Annotated in this window: 16 protein-coding genes and 1 pseudogene; 9 read left to right on the top strand and 8 right to left on the bottom strand. The window is 52.6% G+C overall.

Annotated features, from left to right (window positions below; all coding sequences use genetic code 11):
• Positions 1 to 192: 192 nt before the first annotated feature.
• Positions 193 to 726, top strand: coding sequence for a DapH/DapD/GlmU-related protein (locus O3660_RS10085; RefSeq protein WP_049350939.1), 534 nt, complete (start codon positions 193 to 195; stop codon positions 724 to 726).
• A gap of 61 nt (positions 727 to 787) precedes the next feature.
• Here O3660_RS10085 and O3660_RS10080 read toward each other — a convergent pair whose 3' ends face one another.
• The 4 genes from O3660_RS10080 to O3660_RS10065 form a co-directional block, all read right to left on the bottom strand.
• Positions 788 to 1,252, bottom strand: a complete 465-nt coding sequence (locus tag O3660_RS10080) for a four-helix bundle copper-binding protein (RefSeq protein WP_049350940.1) — start codon at positions 1,250 to 1,252, stop codon at positions 788 to 790.
• 301 nt (positions 1,253 to 1,553) lie between these two features.
• Entirely contained in the window at positions 1,554 to 1,982 is a 429-nt protein-coding gene (locus O3660_RS10075) for a hypothetical protein (RefSeq protein ID WP_049329449.1), read from the bottom strand.
• A gap of 8 nt (positions 1,983 to 1,990) precedes the next feature.
• Positions 1,991 to 2,503 carry an outer membrane protein assembly factor BamE gene (locus O3660_RS10070; RefSeq protein WP_049329448.1) on the bottom strand — a complete coding sequence of 171 codons (513 nt, stop codon included), beginning with the start codon at positions 2,501 to 2,503 and terminating at the stop codon, positions 1,991 to 1,993.
• Between the two features lie 459 nt (positions 2,504 to 2,962).
• Complete coding sequence (locus tag O3660_RS10065; protein WP_049350941.1) at positions 2,963 to 3,601, bottom strand: MBL fold metallo-hydrolase; 639 nt, start codon at positions 3,599 to 3,601, stop codon at positions 2,963 to 2,965.
• Between the two features lie 148 nt (positions 3,602 to 3,749).
• On the opposite strand from O3660_RS10065, the pseudogene cysE reads away from it, so the two are divergent.
• From cysE to O3660_RS10040, 5 genes and pseudogenes are all read left to right on the top strand, one after another.
• Positions 3,750 to 4,524 (top strand): annotated as a pseudogene (cysE, locus tag O3660_RS10060) (serine O-acetyltransferase).
• Between the two features lie 248 nt (positions 4,525 to 4,772).
• Positions 4,773 to 6,827 carry a hypothetical protein gene (locus O3660_RS10055; RefSeq protein ID WP_371464932.1) on the top strand — a complete coding sequence of 685 codons (2,055 nt, stop codon included), beginning with the start codon at positions 4,773 to 4,775 and terminating at the stop codon, positions 6,825 to 6,827.
• 105 nt (positions 6,828 to 6,932) lie between these two features.
• Positions 6,933 to 7,220 carry a helix-turn-helix domain-containing protein gene (locus tag O3660_RS10050; protein WP_371464931.1) on the top strand — a complete coding sequence of 96 codons (288 nt, stop codon included), beginning with the start codon at positions 6,933 to 6,935 and terminating at the stop codon, positions 7,218 to 7,220.
• 34 nt (positions 7,221 to 7,254) lie between these two features.
• A complete protein-coding gene (locus O3660_RS10045) occupies positions 7,255 to 7,473 on the top strand; it encodes an IS3 family transposase (protein ID WP_371464930.1) in 219 nt (72 codons plus the stop codon).
• Positions 7,474 to 7,576: 103 nt separating this feature from the next.
• Entirely contained in the window at positions 7,577 to 8,383 is an 807-nt protein-coding gene (locus O3660_RS10040) for a DNA ligase (protein ID WP_036472495.1), read from the top strand.
• 95 nt (positions 8,384 to 8,478) lie between these two features.
• Here the strand turns inward: O3660_RS10040 and O3660_RS10035 are convergent, their stop codons facing one another.
• On the bottom strand, positions 8,479 to 9,129 hold the full coding sequence (locus O3660_RS10035) for an HAD-IA family hydrolase (protein ID WP_049351310.1): 651 nt from the start codon (positions 9,127 to 9,129) through the stop codon (positions 8,479 to 8,481).
• Positions 9,130 to 9,139: 10 nt separating this feature from the next.
• Entirely contained in the window at positions 9,140 to 10,126 is a 987-nt protein-coding gene (locus O3660_RS10030) for an RluA family pseudouridine synthase (RefSeq protein WP_049351309.1), read from the bottom strand.
• A 515-nt stretch (positions 10,127 to 10,641) separates the two neighbouring features.
• Between O3660_RS10030 and O3660_RS10025 the strand changes: the two genes are divergently transcribed.
• Entirely contained in the window at positions 10,642 to 13,536 is a 2,895-nt protein-coding gene (locus O3660_RS10025) for an Rne/Rng family ribonuclease (protein WP_049351308.1), read from the top strand.
• Positions 13,537 to 13,789: 253 nt separating this feature from the next.
• Here the strand turns inward: O3660_RS10025 and mscL are convergent, their stop codons facing one another.
• Together mscL and fabI are read right to left on the bottom strand one after the other, a co-directional pair.
• Positions 13,790 to 14,233, bottom strand: a complete 444-nt coding sequence (gene mscL, locus O3660_RS10020; protein WP_371464929.1) for a large conductance mechanosensitive channel protein MscL — start codon at positions 14,231 to 14,233, stop codon at positions 13,790 to 13,792.
• Positions 14,234 to 14,682: 449 nt separating this feature from the next.
• On the bottom strand, positions 14,683 to 15,471 hold the full coding sequence (gene fabI / locus O3660_RS10015) for an enoyl-ACP reductase FabI (RefSeq protein ID WP_003748060.1): 789 nt from the start codon (positions 15,469 to 15,471) through the stop codon (positions 14,683 to 14,685).
• Positions 15,472 to 15,679: 208 nt separating this feature from the next.
• Here fabI and ppk1 point away from each other — a divergent pair, with 208 nt between their 5' ends.
• Positions 15,680 to 17,737, top strand: coding sequence for a polyphosphate kinase 1 (gene ppk1 / locus O3660_RS10010; RefSeq protein WP_371464928.1), 2,058 nt, complete (start codon positions 15,680 to 15,682; stop codon positions 17,735 to 17,737).
• 102 nt (positions 17,738 to 17,839) lie between these two features.
• Positions 17,840 to 19,855 carry a prolyl oligopeptidase family protein gene (locus O3660_RS10005; protein ID WP_371464927.1) on the top strand — a complete coding sequence of 672 codons (2,016 nt, stop codon included), beginning with the start codon at positions 17,840 to 17,842 and terminating at the stop codon, positions 19,853 to 19,855.
• The last annotated feature ends 191 nt before the right edge of the window (positions 19,856 to 20,046 follow it).

The raw sequence follows: 20,046 nt of genomic DNA, 5'->3' as shown, positions 1-20,046 counted from the left end.
GAGGATATTTTGTATGCAGGGCAGTTTCGCAACAGACGAGAACAGTTTAGAATAGAATCTCAAACCAAATATTATGCGGTCAGATTGTAATCTAACTGAAAAGAGGATGTAAAACCTCTTCTAGATGTGAAACTTTAAGAAAAATAATAGTCTGATTAATATTTACGCTTGTACGAACAGGAGACGGAATCCATGCAAAAAAGGATATTGACGCGTATTTTGCGTGTCTGGGGAGGAATGTTGCCTCCGTCTTATTGCAAACCCTTCGGCCGGATTGCGCAAAAATTCCGCGCCGCTTTGGCTGCGTGCATTTCCCCAAACATCGGCAAAAACGTCAATATTGAAAAAGGCGGATATGTTTTTCCAGATACGGTAATCGGCGACAATTCGGGTATCGGCGTAAATTGCGAAATCTGCCGCGGTTTGACCCTCGGCAAGAACGTGATAATGGGGCCGGAATGCCTGTTTTATTCGACCAACCACAAATTCAACCCTGAAACCCGCCGCTTTGAAGGTTATACAGATATCAGCCCGATTGTGATTGAAGATGATGTCTGGATTGGTCGGCGTGCGATTATCATGGGCGGCGTTACCATCGGCAAGGGTGCGGTAATCGGTGCAGGGTCGGTGGTTACCAAAGATGTGCCGCCTTATTGCGTGGCTGCGGGTAATCCTGCGACTGTTCGGAAAAAACTGCTGGATGAGCAAGAGCTTGCAGCCGAATAGCGTGAACAAAATAGCAAAATAAAAGGCCGTCTGAAATTCAGACGGCCTTTTTTAATATTGATTAAGCGGCAATTTTTTCGCATTCTTTAATGCAAGCCAAGCAAGATTCGTAGCAGGCTTTGCATTCAGCGTGGTGGCCGGCGTGTTCTTTGCAGGCTGCAGAACATTGTTTGCAGGCTTCGATGCACACTTTTGCCAAAGACGGGGTCAGGCGTGAATTTTGGGCAGCGAGGTTTTGCAATGTGCCGCACAGTGCCAACATTTGGTTAACGCCGGTTGCGCAGTCTTTCATGGAAGTATCGCCGGAGCTCAACAGGGCGATGCAGTGCGCCAAACAGATTTGACCGGCTTCAACGCAATGTGCAGCCGCTTTGCGCGCAGCTTCATAGGCGCGCGGTGCAGAATGCGCGTGACCAGCATGACCAGCATGGTGTGCATGGCCTGCATGGTCGTGAGCGCGGGCGAAAGAAGCGGCGGCGGTGAGAGAAACAGCAGCAGCGCTGCCGATAAATTGACGACGGTTCATAAGATAGAGTCCTTTTTGCTTTGTGAAATGATATTACGAATAATTAAATCTATTCGATAACAATAGGTTAACATATTATTTGTTTATAAACAATAAAGGCTGCCTGAACTTTTAGGCAGCTTTTTTTAGATTTACGCGTTAGGTTGATAGAGTTTTCTTTTCCTGAATCAGCAGCTTCAACAAAGTTGCCGCGCTGTCCAAGACCGTATCAGCATATCCAGCAATAAAGGTTTTTGCCAATAAAAAAGAAAAGGCCGTCTGAAAAATATTCAGACGGCCTTTATTCAAACTAAATCCTACATCAGATGACTTCTAAAATGAAGTACTGACGCAGTTTTTCGTACACATTATTTTGTACGTTGATACAACCATTGGTTATGATGCGGTCGGCCACATGAGGGGAGACGATGCGTTCCATGCGTCTTTCTTGTGGCTTGAGCGTCCATACCCTATGTAACGCAAACAGAAAGTCATTTTCTTCTTTGAAGCCGATAACTTCGCCACCGTAACCCGGTTTGCTGGTCATCATCGGCGTCATATTGAATTTGCCTTTCGGCGTGGTCTTGCCAATCAGTACCGGATGGCACTGACCGTCATCGGCAAAGCAAAGCTCCGCCTTAGCTGTATTGACCACAACTTTTTTACGCTGGATATAGTCACTGACAGCATCGGCAGCGGCCAAAGAATTCAGACCTGCTGCCAAGGCTATACCCAATAGGATCCGTTTCAAATTTGTCCTTATTGACGGATGCGTTCAGGAGCTTCTTTAATGATCTCGCGGATGATCACTTGAGGCTCTTGTTTAGGTGTAGGTGCTGGAGGAGGACATACGGCATCTTTAGGGAATACTGGATTCCAGAAGAAGCTGCGTGCAAATTTGTCTTTGTCGAAGATCACTTTGTATTGGCAAGTAGTGATGCCTTCAACGCCGGAAGTGTTTTCAGGGTCAACACCTACGCCTGGGGTGTAGAAGTGGAACAGGTAGTCCCATTCACGCACGCCCATGCCTTCGTCGTAGTGAGGACGGCCGAGGATTTTGTAGATGTCGTCTTTGGTCAGGCCAGGACGCATTTGATCCAGCTCGTCAAAAGTCGGGAATGTACCGCGGCCTTTGTTGAAGGTCAGGGAGTAAGGTTTAGGAAAGCGTGGCTCGTCTGTAGTGCCTTCAGGAGTGATTTTGCTCTTAGTAGCACAGGCGGCCAGCAGGCCGGTAGCCAGTAGGACGAAGCCCACTTTTGCGATTTTTTTCATTTGATAATCCTTTTATTGATTTTACCGGCCGAACTTTTCAGACGGCCTGTTAGTGCCGGCAGCGAGTTTGCCGGTTGACCCAAATAATGTTGTGCTTCTTAAAGATGTCCCCGACGGTTTGACAAACAGAACATCGGCACATTCCGGCAGGGCATTGCACCTCATCTCCGTTGTATCCGCCTGAATCGGCAGAACCGTTCAGACGGCCTGACTGACATTTATTGTTACTTTGTAACAATTTCACTGCGAGTAAGGCTTGGGGTTTAGAGATTTCCGGTTTTCGATAAATCAGGTTGTATTGCGTAATACCTTGTTATCTTTGTGCTTTAGTTCTTTTTGGCATTTGCCGGAGATTAGGTACTTAATCTTTCGGGTGTTATTCCTGCAAATTGTATGTCAGTTTTCCTTTATACGCATAATCTGTGTATGCCAGAATGTTGGCTTTATACAATATTCATACTAACGAACCAGAAACGGATTGTACCTTTTCTCATGCCCGATACTGGTCATGCGGCCGTGTCCGGCTATAACTTGCGTGGTTTCGGGCAGAGTTAATAGTTTAGCGCAGATATTGTTTATGAGGTCATCATGATTGCCGCGCGGAAAATCTGTGCGACCAACGGTCTCATAAAATAAAACATCGCCTGCGACTAAAAGACCGTTTTCGGCGTTATAGAAAACGACTTGGCCGGGAGTGTGGCCGGGAATGTGGAGGACTTGGAAGCTGTGGTTGCCGACCTTGAGCGATTCTCCTTCTTCCAACCAGCGTGTCGGCGTGAATGACGGAGAAACGGGGAAGCCGTATTGCGCCGTCGTTTGCGGAAGGGCTTGGAGCAGGAATTCGTCGTCTTTGTGCGGGCCGAGAACGGGTATATCGCAGGTTTTCAAAAGTTCAACTACGCCGCCTGCGTGGTCAAGATGGCCGTGGGTCAGCCAAACGGCGGTCAGCTTGAGGCCTTTGTTTTGGACTTGTTGCAATAAATAGGGTACATCGCCGCCGACATCGGTCAAAACGGCTTCTTTGGTTTCATCGTCCCAAATCAGCGTGCAGTTTTGACGGAAGGGGGTAACGGCGTTGATTTCAAATTGGAGTGCCATGGGTGTTCCTAGGAAAGGTTTGTTTAATGTTGTTTACGTTTCAGACGGCCTTTTGCACATGGGTGCATACTTTCGGCTACAAGCGCAGCTTTTACGCAACAGAGGCCGTCTGAAAATGGAAAATACCTATTTTAACCTGTAGCAGACCATACGCAACGAAGCCGAGCAGTCGGCGGCGGAAGAACCTATGCTGGCCAGCTTCCTCCACATGACCGTGCTGCGGCACGACAGTTTGGAGCGGGTGCTGGCCTTCCACCTGTCGAGCAAGCTGGCAATCCGACCATGGATATGCGCACGCTGTACGAACTCTACCTGCACGCGCTGGAAAAAGAACCGTCCATCGGCGAAGCCGTCCGCGCCGACATCACCGCCTATTACGAACGCGACCCCGCTTGCGACCAATACTGCCTGCCGCTTTTGTATTTCAAAGGATACCACGCCATTCAGGCGCACCGCATCAACCACTGCCTGTGGAAGGAAGGGCGCAAAACGCTGGCCTATTTCCTGCAAAACCGCGCTTCCGAAGTGTTCGGCGTCGATATCCATCCGGCCGCCCGTTTCGGGCAGGGGATTATGATTGACCACGGCACCGGCGTCGTCATCGGCGAAACCGCCGTTTTGGGCAACGACATTCCATCCTTCACGGCGTAACCCTCGGCGGTTCGGGCAAAGAGGGCGGCGACCGCCATCCGAAAATCGGCGACGGCGTGATGATAGGCGCGAACGCTTCCGTGTTGGGCAACATCCGCGTGAACGAATGCGCGAAAATCGGCGCAGGCAGCGTGGTGGTGGCGGAAGTGCCCGCCTACAGCACCGTCGTCGGCGTGCCCGCCCGCGTGGTCGGCAACAAATCGCATGCCAAACCGGCGGAGGAAATGAATCAGAATTTTTATGAGGAAATGAATCAGGATTTCTATATCTGAACCTGTCCGTTCGGTAAGCGGTAAAACCTTGAGGCCGTCTGAAAGCAAAACATCTCTGTTTTTCAGACGGCCTCCCTGCCACCCTTAACTTTTTAAAAGTTTTGTCTGATTTCTTAAAATTTTGAAAACACACAAAATCCCGCATACCAAACTGCTATAATCGCGCCTCTTTCATAGTACCAACCAAGCTGCGGCGGACACCCGCCGCTTTTTTATAACCCAAATTTTATAACCTAAAAAGGGAAAACATGACTATGCGCAAATCATTTTCCGCACACCGCCTTTTAACCCTCGCCGCCCTGCTGGCCGCTCTGCCTACCGCCGCCGCGCCCAATAACATTACCGACCTCGGTACGTTGAAAAACGATAATTCGGGGAGTTCGGAAGCAAATGCTGTCAACAGCGACGGCTCGCAAGTGTTTGGACAGGCGGTCAACGACAATGGTGAAAACCGCGCCGTCGTTTGGTCGGGCAGCAACTGGGCCAACAAAACCGATCTCGGCACGCTGAAAGCCGATAACTCGGGAGATTCAGAGGCAACCGCCCTCAGCGGCGACGGCTTGGTGGTAGGTGGATCGGCGCGCAACGACAACGGCTACTCCCGTGGCATCATTTGGTCTGGCAGCAACTGGACCACCAAAACAGAACTCGGCACGCTGAAGGCGGACAATTCAGGGGGTGCGTCCGTATATGCCCTAAGTCGTGACGGATCGGTGGCGGTCGGAGGTGCATCAAACGACATCTACCCTCTGTTGCGTCCGATTGTCTGGTCGGGCAGCAATTGGGGCACCAAAACCGACCTCGGCACGTTGGAGTACTCTAATGTCTTACCGGGTATCGCATTCGCTGTCAGCGACGACGGATCGATTGTGGTTGGCGGCGCAGGCAGTGCCGACACCTCAGCATACACACACGCTATTGTTTGGTCGGGCAGCGGCTGGGCCACCAAAACCGACCTCGGCACGCTGAAAGCCGATAATACTGGGAATTCTAGTGCATCTGCCGTCAGCGGCGACGGCTCGGTGGTGGCCGGATATGCGGAAAAAGACAATGGCGAAACCCACGCCACCGTCTGGTCTGGCAGCGGCTGGGCCACCAAAACCGACCTCGGCACGCTGAAAGCCGATAATACTGGGAATTCTAGTGCATCTGCCGTCAGCGGCGACGGCTCGGTGGTCGGTGGATCTGCGGAAAAAGACAATGGCGAAACCCACGCCACCGTCTGGTCGGGCAACAACTGGGCCACCAAAACCGACCTCGGCACACTTAAAACCGACAATTCGGGAAGTTCGCAGGTAAATGCTATCAGCGCCGACGGCAAATTTGCGGTCGGACAGGCAGAAAACGACAACGGCAACACCCGCGCCGCCGTCTGGAACCTGCGCAATCTCAACAACGCCCGCCCCACGGATACCGCCAACACCCGCGCCTCCCTGTCGCTGCTTTCCGCCGACACCGCCTCCCTGCTCGCACAGCGCGCCCGCGCGGCTGAAAACCTGCTGGGCGGCTGCCGCACCGACGGCGGCAAATTCTGCTACAGCGCCGGATACCGCCGCGACATAGGACACGGCGCAAGCTCGCGCGGTGCAGACTTCGCCTTCGGCTACGGCATCTCCGACAACTTCGATGCCGCCGTCTCCCTGGCGGTTCCCGCCCGTGCCGAAGAAAACGGCAGCCACCGCCTGAAATCCGGCGTCGGCATCGGCCTGTCTGCACGCCTCCATAACGGTGCGGGCTGGTATGCCGTACCCGCCGCTGCCTTCGAAACGGACAAAACCCGCATCCGCCGCCCCCACCTGAACGGCACGGAAAGCCCCGAGAACACCGTCCGCACCAAAGGCCGCGCATACAGCCTGACGGCCGGCCGCGACTACGGCACGCCCGGAGAAAAAACCTTAGGCTGGTACGCCGCGCTGCGCCGCACCGAAGCCGAACGCCCGTCTTATAGCGAAGACGCGGGCCTGTCCTTCCCGTTTGCCTACGGCGCGGCCAAGCTGAAGGAAACCTCATTGGCGGCAGGCATAAAAGGCCGCCTGCCCCTGACCGGCAAGCTGGCATGGTACGGCAATGCGGAAGTTGCCCAGCGCGTGGGCGGAGGCAAAGCCCGCTTCACCGCCGAGGCTCCTTTCTTCGGCAAATATGAAACGGAGCGCGAAACCTCGCGTACCCGTCCGTCCGTACAGACCGGCGTAGACTACGCCTTCAGCCCCTCCGCCGTGCTGTCGCTGGGCGGCTATGTCGGCCGCAACGCCTTCTCCGGCACCGACAAAGGCATATTCCTGAAGCTGAACGGCAAGTTCTAACCGTTGTAAGCCGATAAGTAAGGCCGTCTGAAACTCGAAAACGGCTTGAACTGCACCCCAAAAGTTGGACATCCCCCCCTCCAACTCACAAGGTGCAGTTTTTTTATGAGCAAATATACATTACACTTCAAATACCAAGCCGTACTCCACTACCTGCACATACGCAGCCAACAGCGTACCGCAGATCATTACGGCATCTCCCGAACCCACCTGCGACGATGGATACACGCCTATCAGGAAGGCGGTATCGGTGCACTCGAACATCCCCAATCCAAAACCATGACCGACCACCGCAAAAATCCCTTCATCGCCGACAAACCCGACCACGAAAAAACACAGGCAGAGCTTATCGAAGAGTTGTGCTATATGCGCGCAAAGGTTGCCTACCTATAGGGAATTGCTTGCGGAGCATTCCATGGTTCAAAGCATGTCGCGAAAGGCGAATTGTTGGGACAATGCGCCGATGGAAAGCTTCTTTGCGGTGTTGAAGACGGAGTGTTTCTATAACGCAGGAGAATTGACAGCGGACGAATTGATGAAACAGATAGATGACTATATGGATTACTACAACCGCGAGCGTTGCAGTCTGAAATTGAAAAAGCTGAGTCCTGTCGCATACAGAACCCAGCTTACACAGAGCGCCTGAATAGGCTTTTATGAGTGTCCAAGATTTGGGGGCCAGTTCATTTTTTGCTATTATGTATATATAATAAAAAGCAAGTCTGGAAAAATGTCTTATGAATAATGTAATGCGGATCATGATACCGATTTTTGCGGCTTCTTTCATCTCTGCGGCGTTTGGTGCAGATTTGTTGTTGGCGCAGGAATATAAAAATCAAGATATTGCCGGTTGGGCCATGAGTGAAAAGTTGGATGGCGTACGCGCGTATTGGGACGGCAGGCGGCTGGTCAGTCGTCAGGGTTATGCGTTTACACCGCCCAAAGGTTTTACAGCAGGTTTTCCGCCGTTTCCGATGGATGGTGAGTTGTACAGCGGACGAGGGCGGTTTGAGCAAATTTCCGCGACGGTGCGTTCTGCCTCGGGAAATTGGGACGGCATCCGTTTGCATGTTTTTGATGTGCCACAGGCGCAGGGTAATCTGTATCAGCGGCTGGAAACGGCTTCGAAATGGCTGAAATCACACCCGTCGGCACGGTTTACGGTCATTCCGCAAGTCAAGGTGCGCGACAAACAGCATGCTTTGGATTTTTTGAAACAAGTTGAAGCGTTGGGTGGGGAAGGGGTGATGCTGCGTCAACCTGAAGCCCGTTATGCAAGCGGTAGAAATGGGCAGCTGTTGAAGCTGAAAAGTGAATATGATGATGAATGTACGGTAACGCGTCATTATGAGGGCAAAGGGCGCAATGTCGGGCGTTTGGGTGCGGTAGGATGCAAAAACCAATATGGCGAGTTTCGTATCGGCAGCGGTTTTAAGGATAAAGACCGCGACCATCCGCCGAAAATCGGTGCACTGATTACTTACCGTTATCGTGGTTTTACGCAAAAGGGAACGCCGAAATTTGCAACATTTGTCAGGGTGCGCTCGGATCGATAAAACAAATGAAAGGCCGTCTGAAAATAGGTTTCAGACGGCCTTTAATATAGATGTTGCATAGCCTTTAGGGCTAATCTACGTCAGCCCCTAGCCTTTTATAAGGTTTCCAATACATCAGGCAATTCGGCCAAGCTGTTGAGTATGGCGACATGGGGCAGGGCGGAAAGCTGTTGGGCGGTATGTGCGCCGGTGGCAACTGCGATGGCGCGGATTTTGGCATTGGCGGCCATTTCTAGGTCGTGGGTGGTGTCGCCGACGACGACGGCCTCTTCTGGTTCAACACCCAGTCGGTCGCAGAGGGCAAGTACCATGTCGGGCGCGGGTTTGGACGGATATTCGCTAGCGCAGGCAGTTTCCAGCCAAAAGGCTTGGGTGTCGGTTTGTGCAATGGCTTTGTCCAAGCCGCTTCGGCCTTTGCCGGTGGCGATGGCAAGCCAATAACCTTGTTGTTGCAAGCGTTGCAGGCAGGACAGGGCTTCGGGGAACAGGGTCATATTGTGATTGTTGGGATTGAGGTAGTGCGCGGCATAGGTCTCAATCAGTGTTTCCTGAACGTGTTCGCTGACGTTGTGGGCAAGGCGGCGGATGATGCCGGAGAGGCTGTATCCGATGAGTGGACGGATTTGGTCGGCTTCGGGAACGGGCAGGCCGCAATCGGCAAAGCTCTGTTGAAAGGTGTGGATGATGGGGTTGGTGGTGTCGGCAAGCGTGCCGTCCCAGTCGAAAATAATGAGTTTGGGTTTCATGGGTTTCCTTTCAGACGGCCTTTTCCTGATTTTCCAACATTACAATGAATTGCGCCAATTCTTGCGGCAGGGGGGCTTTCAGGATCAGTTTTTCGCCGGTCAGCGGATGGGCGAGGTGCAGCTCGGAGGCGTGCAGGAACATTCTTTTTAAACCGAGTTTTTGCAGGCGTTTGTTGGCCTGATAGTCGCCGTAGCGTTCGTCGCCGGCAATAGGGCAGTCTTGCGATTGCAGGTGGACGCGGATTTGGTGGGTGCGGCCGGTTTTCAGGGTGGCTTCGACAAAGGTCAGGTCGGATAGGCCGACTTGGTGCAAAAGGCCGTCTGAAAAACGGTTTAACACACGGAAGATGGTGTGGGCGGATTGGCCGTCTTCGCTGACGCGCACCATTTTTTCGCCTTGTGCTCCGGTGTATTTGAACAGGGGGAGCTTGACGTGGAAGTGGTCGTTCGGCAGCTTTCCGACACCCAGCGCAAGATAGATTTTTTTCGGATGGTCGTTGCGGATGGCTTCGTGCAGTTTCACCAAGGCGCTGCGTTTTTTGGCAATCATCAAAAGGCCGCTGGTGTCTTTGTCGAGGCGGTGGACGAGTTCGAGATAACGCGCTTCGGGACGGGCGCGGCGGATTTGTTCGATGACGCCGAAGCTCACGCCGCTACCGCCGTGGACGGCAACGCCGGAAGGTTTGTTGATGACCAAAAGCGCATCGTCTTCGTAAACGATGTCAAACTCGCGCGCAGGCACGGCCTGGTTTTCAGACGGCCTTTGTTTTTCGGCGATGCGTATCGGCGGAATGCGGACGGTATCGCCTGCCTGAATGCGGTTGTCGGGTTTGCAGCGTTTTTTGTTCAGCCGCACTTCGCCGGCGCGGATAATGCGGTGGATATGGCTTTTCGGGACGCCTTTGAGGATTTTTATCAGATAGTTATCAAGGCGTTGGCCTTCCTCGTGTTCGGCAACGGCAATCAGGCTGACTGAATCTTTGCGTATTGCGTGCATTTTCTCTATAATCCCAAACGTCCGTTTCGGGACCCGAACCTGCCGTCGCAGGCCGTCTGAAACGGATTTATTGTTAAAACGAGATTTTATATTAAAAACGCACTCCGCAAAGCATTTCCTTGTGTTTGTTCAAAGCCGGCAAACGCAATCCCGTAATTAAGTTTGAATTGAACCTGCCGTCCGGCCGGGCGTAAGACGCAGTCCGCGCAGCACCGTCCGAAATCACCGGCGCTACGATAATAAGAAGATGTAGGCTGCCTTAATTTTGTCCGAAGCTTCAGCATTCGGACGGTAGCGGAACCATCAACCTTTCCGCCGCATTGTTCTTTATTTCCTTCTTTATCCGAATCCGTCCGCACATGGCTTGAGCTCAAGCATGCAACCTTGCGGATTTCAAATCAAATACTGGTTACACGGGGATTTTCCCATCTTGCCTTTGAAGAGTGCCAACCGGACAGACAGGCCGTCTGAAAAAGATATTCACAAATCAAACGGCCGCTGTTCACGAGGTGACTATGAAAAGAATGTTATTCAACGCAACGCAGGCCGAAGAGCTGCGCGTTGCCATTGTCGATGGCCAAAACCTTTTGGACTTGGACATCGAAACGCTGGGCAAAGAACAGCGTAAAGGCAATATCTACAAAGGTATCATTACCCGCATCGAGCCGTCGCTGGAAGCGTGTTTCGTCGATTACGGAACCGACCGCCACGGCTTTTTGCCGTTTAAGGAAGTATCGCGTTCGTATTTCCGCGACTACGAAGGCGGCAGGGCGCGTATTCAGGACGTGCTCAAAGAGGGCATGGAAGTCATCGTCCAAGTCGAAAAAGACGAGCGCGGCAACAAAGGCGCGGCACTGACCACTTTCATCAGCCTGGCCGGCCGCTATTTGGTATTGATGCCGAACAATCCGCGCGGCGGCGGCGTATCCCGCCGTATCGAAGGCGAAGAGCGTCAAGAGTTGAAAGCCGCTATGGCCGAACTCGACATTCCGAACGGCATGAGCATTATTGCCCGTACTGCCGGCATCGGCCGCAGCGCGGAAGAGTTGGAATGGGACTTGAATTATCTCAAGCAACTTTGGCAAGCCATTGAAGAAGCAGGCAAAGCACACCATGACCCTTACCTGCTCTTTATGGAAAGCTCGCTGCTGATTCGTGCGATTCGAGACTATTTCCGTCCCGATATCGGCGAGATTTTGGTGGATAATCAAGAAGTTTATGACCAAGTTGCCGAGTTCATGAGCTACGTCATGCCGAGCAATGTAGGCCGTCTGAAACTCTATCAAGACCACACGCCACTGTTCTCCCGTTTCCAAATCGAACACCAAATCGAAAGTGCGTTCTCACGCAGCGTCAGCCTGCCTTCCGGCGGCGCGATTGTGATCGACCACACCGAAGCACTGGTTTCCATCGACGTCAACTCTGCGCGCGCTACACGCGGCTCTGACATTGAAGACACTGCGTTCAAAACCAATATGGAAGCCGCCGAAGAGGTTGCCCGTCAAATGCGCCTGCGCGACTTGGGCGGTTTGGTCGTCATCGACTTCATCGACATGGAAAATCCGAAACATCAGCGCGATGTTGAAAACGTTCTGCGCGATGCGCTCAAAAAAGACCGCGCCCGCGTGCAAATGGGCAAACTTTCGCGTTTCGGCCTTTTGGAATTGAGCCGCCAACGTTTGAAACCGGCTTTGGGCGAAAGCAGCCATGTTGCGTGTCCGCGCTGCGCCGGTACCGGCGTCATCCGCGGTATCGAATCCACCGCCCTGCACGTTTTGCGCATCATTCAAGAAGAAGCAATGAAAGACAACACCGGCGAAGTGCACGCACAAGTTCCTGTCGATGTTGCCACCTTCCTGTTGAACGAAAAACGCGCCGAGCTGTTTGCGATGGAAGAGCGCTTGGATGTGAACGTCGTCCTGATTCCAAACATTCACTTGGAAAATCCGCACTACGAAATCAACCGCATCCGCATTGACGACGTAGAAGAAGACGGCGAACCGAGCTACAAACGCGTTGCCGAGCCGGAAGAAGACGAATCCGCCAAACCTTTCGGCAGCGAAAGAGCCAAAGCCGCCCGCCCCGAACCCGCCGTCAAAGGCGTGCGCCATACCCAACCCGCCCCGACCATATCCGAGCAGAAAAGCGGTTCATGGTGGGATACCTTCAAAGCATGGCTCAAACGCATTTTCGGCGGCAATACCGCAGCCGAAACCGTGCCTGTTGCCGAAGTGGCAGAAAAACGCACTTCAAACGGCAACAACCGCAACGGCAATTCCGGCAACCGCCGCGCAAACAACCGCCGCCAAAACCCGCGCCGCAACAATAGGCACGACGGCAGCAAGGTAGAAGTGCGCGAAGTGAATGCCGAAGCTGTTGACAGCAAGTTTGAAGAAAACAAATCAAACGAAAGCCGCAACGGCGAGCGTAAAGACAATCGTCGCAACCGCAACCGTAACAACCGCCGCGATGATCGCAACAACGAGCGCAACCGTGTTGAGGAAGTGGTTGAAGACGTAAACGTTCAAGAAGTAGCTGCACTGGTTGAGATGCCGTCTGAAAACCAAGCGGAACAAAACGGCAATAAACGCCGCCGCAACAACGGCCGTAACGAGCGCAACCGTCATCAATCTGCGGAAAACCGTGTTGAGGACGTGAACGTTCAAGCCGATGGCGAACAGGCGCAAGTTGAAGCGGACGACAACGCCCGCAGCGAAGAGGGTGTGAAAAACAACGGCCGTCAAGGACGCGACCGCAACAACCGTCAGCGCAACAACCGTAACGACCGCCGTTCCAACAGCAAAAAACGCAATATTCCGTCTTCGGCAAAAATCGAGCAATACCTGAACATTACCGATACCGCTGACAAAGTCCTCTTTGCCGTAGCGCATGTTTTAGGTTTGAACGAAACGGTTGAAGCTGCAAATGCAACATTGTCTTCTGAAAGCGACCAAGCCGAGCCGCTGGTGATTGTGGTATCCGAGCCTGAAGTTACCAGCGCAGAGCCATTCGTATTTGCGATTGAAAGCGAAGACGAGCCTGCCGTAGCGCAAACTGAAGGCGCTGATGCCGAACAAGCCCTGCTTGCTTCTGCCGTCAGCAACGTTAAAAAAGCCATTTCTGCAGTATTGTCTCTGAATGCAACGACTACTATTGCACCGGTTGAAGCACCAGCCGAAACTGTTGCCACACCAGCTGAAGCCGTAGCTCAAGCAGCGCCTGTCGCAATCGTTGTGCCTGAGAGCTTAGGCGATTTGATCTTCGTTGAAACCGATCCGCAAGCCGTTGCCGCTTTAGCCGCGCAGCCACAACCTGAACCGGTTGCTAAAACACGCCGTTCGGATGTGCCTAAAGTAGAAGTGGAAGACGTAGCAGTCGAAATGATTTTGGTGGAAACACGCAAAGACTAAGATTGGTTTTCCAGTTAAAAGCCCGATGTTGAACGCATCGGGCTTTTTTATTGGCAAGGAGATGCGCTGCTCATTTTCTTTGTGTTTACCATGAGCGTTAATTCATGGTTGAAAAAGCAGGATAGCTTGCTGAGAAAGGGAAGGGCGTGATTCTTTCAATAGGAAGGACTTAACGAAATAGATTGGTATGAGAAAAGGCCGTCTGAAACGGTTTCAGACGGCCTTGGTTTGTGTGTATGTTTAGGTATTGTGATTATTTTTTGTTCAGAGAGTCACGGATTTCGCGCAACAACAGAACTTCTTCGCTAGGCTCTGCTGGTGCTTCTTCAGCAGGAGCTTCGGTTTTTTTCACGGAGTTGATGGCTTTAACCACGCAGAAGATGGCAGCGGCGATGATCAGGAAGCTGATCACAGTGTTGATAAACAGACCGATGTTCAAAGTAACGGCACCGGCTGCTTGAGCGGCTGCCAGGTTGGCGTAACCTTCTGCAGGAGCGGCTTGTGTGCCGTCTTTCAGTGTAATGAACAGGTTGGAGAAATCAACGCCGCCGATCAACAGACCGATAGGAGGCATGATTACATCGTCAACCAATGATTTGACGATGGCGCTGAATGCTGTACCGACAACCATACCGACTGCGAGGTCGATAACGTTGCCACGCATAATAAATTCTTTAAATTCTGAAGCGATTGACATAATTAATCTCCTGTATGTGTTTGAGTCAAAATCAGATGTAGTTCAATAAAACGGCAGGCATATTAACGCTTTATCGGTTAAGAAAAATTCATTAATGTTAAATTTTGTATTTCATGCTAAAAATGCCCGGCTTCTATGCCTTCTGTATGAAAAAACAGGCCGTCTGAATTTTTTCTGTTACTTTTTTACACCACTTTTTATCAGCGGCTAAGTATCAGATAACATGAATGTTATCTTTAGAATCAATGCTCTATCGGAATTTCAGATTAAGGTGGAATGATAATATAATAATGTTGAAAACATAATCATTAAAAACCTGTAAAGGTAATGTTTCGTATCCGTATTTGACTTTCAGACGGCCTTTTTGGTTATGCAGTTATTCAAGCCATAATGTAATAGTCATAAAAAACGCACTTTCATCATGAAAGTGCGTTTTGCGTGTAAACCGTTTAGTTCTCTTCGTCGTTCAGTGCGTTGATGCTGTAACCGCCGTCAACGTACGTAATCTCGCCGGTGATGCCGGAAGCGAGGTCGGACAGCAGGAAGGCGGCTGTGTTACCGACTTCTTCAGTGGTAACGTTGCGACCCAATGGGTTGTGGGAAGCGACGTGGCCCAAGAGTTTGCTTAAATCGGCGATGCCGGAAGCGGCCAGGGTTTTGATCGGGCCTGCGGAGATGCCGTTGCAGCGGATGCCTTCTTTGCCCAGGCAGGCGGCAGTGAAGCGGATGCCGGCTTCGAGGCTGGCTTTGGCCATGCCCATAACGTTGTAGTTAGGAATGGCACGAACGGCGCCCAAGTAGCTCAGTGCAACGATTGCGGCGTTGCGGCCCTGCATCATCGGACGGGCGGCTTTTGCCAGCGCAGGCAGGCTGTATGCGGAGATTTCGTGAGCGGTGTTGAATGCTTCGCGGCTGATGCTGTCGAGGAAGTCGCCGCTCAAAGCTTCTTTAGGGGCGAAGCCGATGGAGTGAACCAAGCCGTCCAAGCCGTCCCAGTGTTTGCCCAAGTCAACGAAAACTTGGTTGATTTCGTCGTCGCTGGCAACGTCGCAGCGGAACACGAGTTCGGAGCCGAGTTCGGCCGCCATTTTACGGACGCGCTCTTCCAGTTTGTCGACAACATAAGTAAATGCCAATTCCGCGCCTTGTTCGCGGCAGGCTTTGGCGATGCCGTAAGCGATGGAACGCTCGGAGATCATGCCGGTAATCAGAATTTTTTTGCCTTGCAAAAAGCCCATTTTCTTATCCTTTAGCAGTGGTATTGCGGTTGCATTAAACGGCGCATTATAGCAAAAACCGCTGTTTCGGTATAGAAAAAAACGGATAACCCTTTGTCTTGCCTCAAATAGGGATAAGGTTTTCTGTCAAGGCCGTCTGAAACCTGACGGAACGTCGGCAAAACGTTATACTTGATGGTGTTAATGACTGATGTTTCAGGAGTAAACCATGCCCGAGCAAAACCGCATTCTTTGCCGAGAACTCAGCCTGTTGGCGTTCAACCGCCGTGTACTGGCTCAGGCGCAGGATACGAAAGTTCCTTTGTTGGAACGTTTGCGTTTCCTGTGCATCGTGTCTTCCAATTTGGACGAATTTTTTGAAGTGCGCATGGCGTGGTTGAAACGCGAAAACAAATTGCGCCCGCATCAGCCGCTCGACAACGGCAAAACCGCAGCCGAAACCATCGAAGCAGTGGCGAAAGAGGCGCAGGCCTTGATTCGCGAGCAGTACGATTTGTTTAACAAAGTATTGCAGCCTGCACTCAGCCGCGCCGGCATTCATTTCTATCGCCGCCACAAATGGACGGCTGCGCAGAAAAAATGGATCGAAAACTATTTCGACAACGAGCTGCTGCCCATTCTCACGCCCATCGGTCTTGATCCGTCACACCCGTTCCCGCGCCCGTTAAACAAATCGCTCAACTTTGCCGTCGAACTCGAAGGCACGGATGCGTTCGGCCGTCCGTCAGGAATGGCGATTGTACAGGCTCCGCGCATTTTGCCGCGTGTCGTCCCTATGCCGTCTGAAATTTGCGGCGGCGATGCAGGTTTTGTGTTCTTGTCTTCGATTTTGCACGCCCATGTCGGCAAACTCTTTCCCGGCATGAAGGTTAAAGACTGCCATCAGTTCCGCCTCACGCGCGACAGCGATTTGACGGTTGATGAAGAAGATTTGAAAAACCTGCGTGCCGCGATTCAAAACGAGTTGCACGACCGCGAATACGGCGACGGCGTGCGCTTGGAAGTGGCGGATACTTGTCCGGCGCATATTCACGACTTTCTGCTTGCCCAGTTTAAACTGACTTCTGCCGAGCTGTATCAGGTCAAAGGGCCGGTCAATTTGGTGCGCCTCAATGCCGTTCCCGATTTGGTGGACAGGCCGGATTTGAAGTTTCCGCCGCGCAATGCAGGCCGTCTGAAAGCCTTGCGCAAAAACGGCTCCGTGTTCAAACTGGTCAAACAGTCGCCGATTTTGCTGCACCACCCGTATCAGCCTTTCGATCCGGTTGTCCAAATGATACGCGAAGCCGCGGCCGATCCGGATGTATTGGCTGTCAAAATGACCATCTACCGCACCGGTAGCAATTCCGAGCTTGTGCGCGCATTGATGAAGGCTGCGCTGGCAGGTAAACAGGTTACTGTCGTGGTCGAACTGATGGCACGTTTTGACGAAGCCAACAACGTCAACTGGGCGAAGCAGCTGGAAGAGGCGGGTGCGCACGTCGTGTACGGCGTATTCGGCTACAAAGTCCATGCCAAAATGGCTTTGGTTATCCGTCGCGAAGACGGTGTGCTTAAGCGTTATGCCCACCTCGGTACCGGCAACTACCACCAAGGCACATCGCGCATCTACACCGACTTCGGCATTATCACCGCCGACGAACAAATCACTGCCGATGTGAACACTTTGTTTATGGAAATCACAGGCTTGGGCAAGCCGGGCCGTCTGAACAAGCTCTATCAAAGCCCGTTTACCCTGCACAAAATGGTCATCGACCGCATCAAGCAGGAAACCGAACACGCCAAAGCAGGCAAACCGGCGCGGATTACCGCCAAGATGAACTCCCTTATCGAGCCGAGTGTGATTGATGCGCTGTATCAGGCCAGCGCGGCAGGCGTGCAAATTGATCTGATTGTGCGCGGTATGTGTACTTTACGCCCGGGTGTAAAAGGCTTGTCCGAGAACATCCGCGTCCGCTCTATTATCGGCCGCCAACTCGAACACTCGCGCGTGTATTGTTTCCATAACAACGGCGCAGACGATACCTTTATCTCCAGCGCCGACTGGATGGGTCGCAATTTCTTCCGCCGCATTGAGGTTGCCACGCCGATTACCACGCCCGAACTCAAAGAACGTGTGATCCGCGAAGGTTTGGAAATGGCCTTGGAAGACAATACCCAAGCTTGGCTGATGCAGCCTGACGGTAGCTACGTCCGTATCCAGCCGCAAGACGGCGAGCCTGCATTTGGTTTGCAGGAAGGTTTGTGGAAAATATACGGACGTTGAGTTGAATAATGTCTCAGGCCGTCTGAAACGCAGGTTTCAGACGGCCTTTTTTGATTTTGCCGTTATAATTCCGTTTCCCAATCTTTCAGACGGCCTTTTCCTATGAAATCTTACCCCGATTCCTATCTCCATTTTGAAAACCTCGAATCTCCCGAAACGCAAGAGTTTGCCGCTGCGGCGCATATCGAAACGCGCGCCCGTTTTTTAGAAAACGACAAAGCGCGCGCATTGTCCGACGGCATTTTGGCGCAGTTGCAGGACACGCGGCAGATTCCGTTTTGTCAGGAACACCGCGCGCGGATGTACCATTTCCATCAGGACGCGGAATATCCTAAGGGCGTGTACCGCGTATGTACCGCAGCGACTTACCGTTCCGGCTATCCTGAGTGGAAAATCCTGTTTTCGGTGGCGGATTTTGACGAGCTGCTCGGCGACGATGTGTATTTGGGCGGCGTGTCGCACTTGGTGGAAAAGCCCAACCGCGCGTTGTTAACACTGAGCAAATCGGGCGGCGATACGGCGTACACGCTGGAAGTGGATTTGGAAGCAGGGGAGTTGGTAGAAGGCGGTTTTCACTTTCCGGCAGGCAAAAACCATGTGTCGTGGCGCGATGAAAACAGCGTGTGGGTGTGCCCGGCTTGGGACGAACGCCAGTTGACCGAATCGGGCTATCCGCGCGAAGTATGGCTGGTGGAGCGCGGCAAGAGTTTCGAGGAAAGCCTGCCGGTGTATCAAATTGCCGAAGACGGCATGATGGTGAACGCGTGGTGTTACCTTGATCCGCAAGGTTCGCCGATTGATTTGATTGAAGCGTCGGACGGTTTTTACACCAAAACCTATTTGCAGGTGTCGGCCGAAGGCGAGGCGAAACCGTTGAACCTGCCTAACGATTGCGACGTAGTCGGCTATCTGGCCGGACATCTTTTGCTGACGCTGCGCAAAGACTGGAACCGCGCGAACCAAAGCTATCCGAGCGGCGCATTGGTGGCAGTAAAATTGAACCGCGGCGAATTGGGCGCGGCGCAGCTTTTGTTTGCGCCCGATGAAACGCAGGCATTGGAAAGCGTGGAAACGACCAAGCGTTTTGTGGTGGCGAGCCTGCTGGAAAACGTACAGGGTCGTCTGAAAGCTTGGCGTTTTACTGATGGCAAATGGCAGGAAGCTGAACTACCGCGCCTGCCTTCGGGCGCGCTGGAAATGACCGACCAGCCTTGGGGCGGCGACGTGATTTACCTTGCCGCCAGCGATTTCACCACGCCGCTGACGCTGTTTGCGCTGGATTTGAACGTGATGGAACTGACCGTCATGCGCCGCCAGCCGCAGCAGTTTGTTTCAGACGGCATCGAAGTGCGGCAGTTCTGGGCGGTTTCGTCCGACGGCGAACGCATCCCTTATTTCCATGTCGGCAAAAACGCCGCGCCCGACACGCCGACGCTGGTCTATGCCTACGGCGGTTTCGGCGTGCCCGAGCTACCGCATTATCTGGGCAGCATCGGCAAATATTGGCTGGAAGAGGGCAATGCCTTCGTATTGGCGAACATCCGCGGCGGCGGCGAATTTGGTCCGCGTTGGCATCAGGCGGCGCAGGGAATCAGCAAACACAAAAGCGTTGATGATTTATTGGCAGTCGTGCGCGATTTGTCCGAACGCGGCATGAGTTCGCCCAAACACATCGGTTTGCAGGGTGGTAGCAACGGCGGCCTGATTACCGCCGCCGCCTTCGTGCTCGAGCCGCAAAGTATCGGCGCACTGGTGTGCGAAGTGCCGCTGACCGACATGATCCGTTATCCGCTGCTGTCCGCCGGTTCAAGCTGGACGGACGAATACGGCAATCCGCAAAAATACGAAGTCTGCAAACGCTGGCTGGGCGAATTGTCGCCGTATCACAATCTTTCAGACGGCATCGATTATCCGCCTGCGCTCATTACCACCAGCCTCAGCGACGACCGCGTCCATCCTGCCCACGCGCTCAAGTTCTACGCCAAACTGCGCGAAACCTCCGCGCAATCTTGGCTCTACTCGCCTGACGGCGGCGGCCATACCGGCAACGGCACCCAACGCGAATCCGCCGACGAACTCGCCTGCGTCTTGCTGTTTTTGAAAGAGTTTTTGGGGTAGAAGCAAGCAACAGGACTGACCGTTTTGTAAAGTTGAGAAACAAAATACTCTTGTTTCGGCAAGTGAAAAGAAGGCCGTCTGAAAAACGAATATTAAAGTTTTTCAGACGGCCTTCTTTTCTTTTAACTTTCAACATATCCCGATAAAATGGACACTTTGTAAGTAATCATTGATGGAAGACGCAATTATGG

This window comes from Neisseria sp. 27098_8_139, assembly GCF_041433195.1.
In the GTDB taxonomy this organism is placed as follows: domain Bacteria; phylum Pseudomonadota; class Gammaproteobacteria; order Burkholderiales; family Neisseriaceae; genus Neisseria; species Neisseria subflava.
This window is presented reverse-complemented; position numbering and strand designations above follow the sequence as displayed.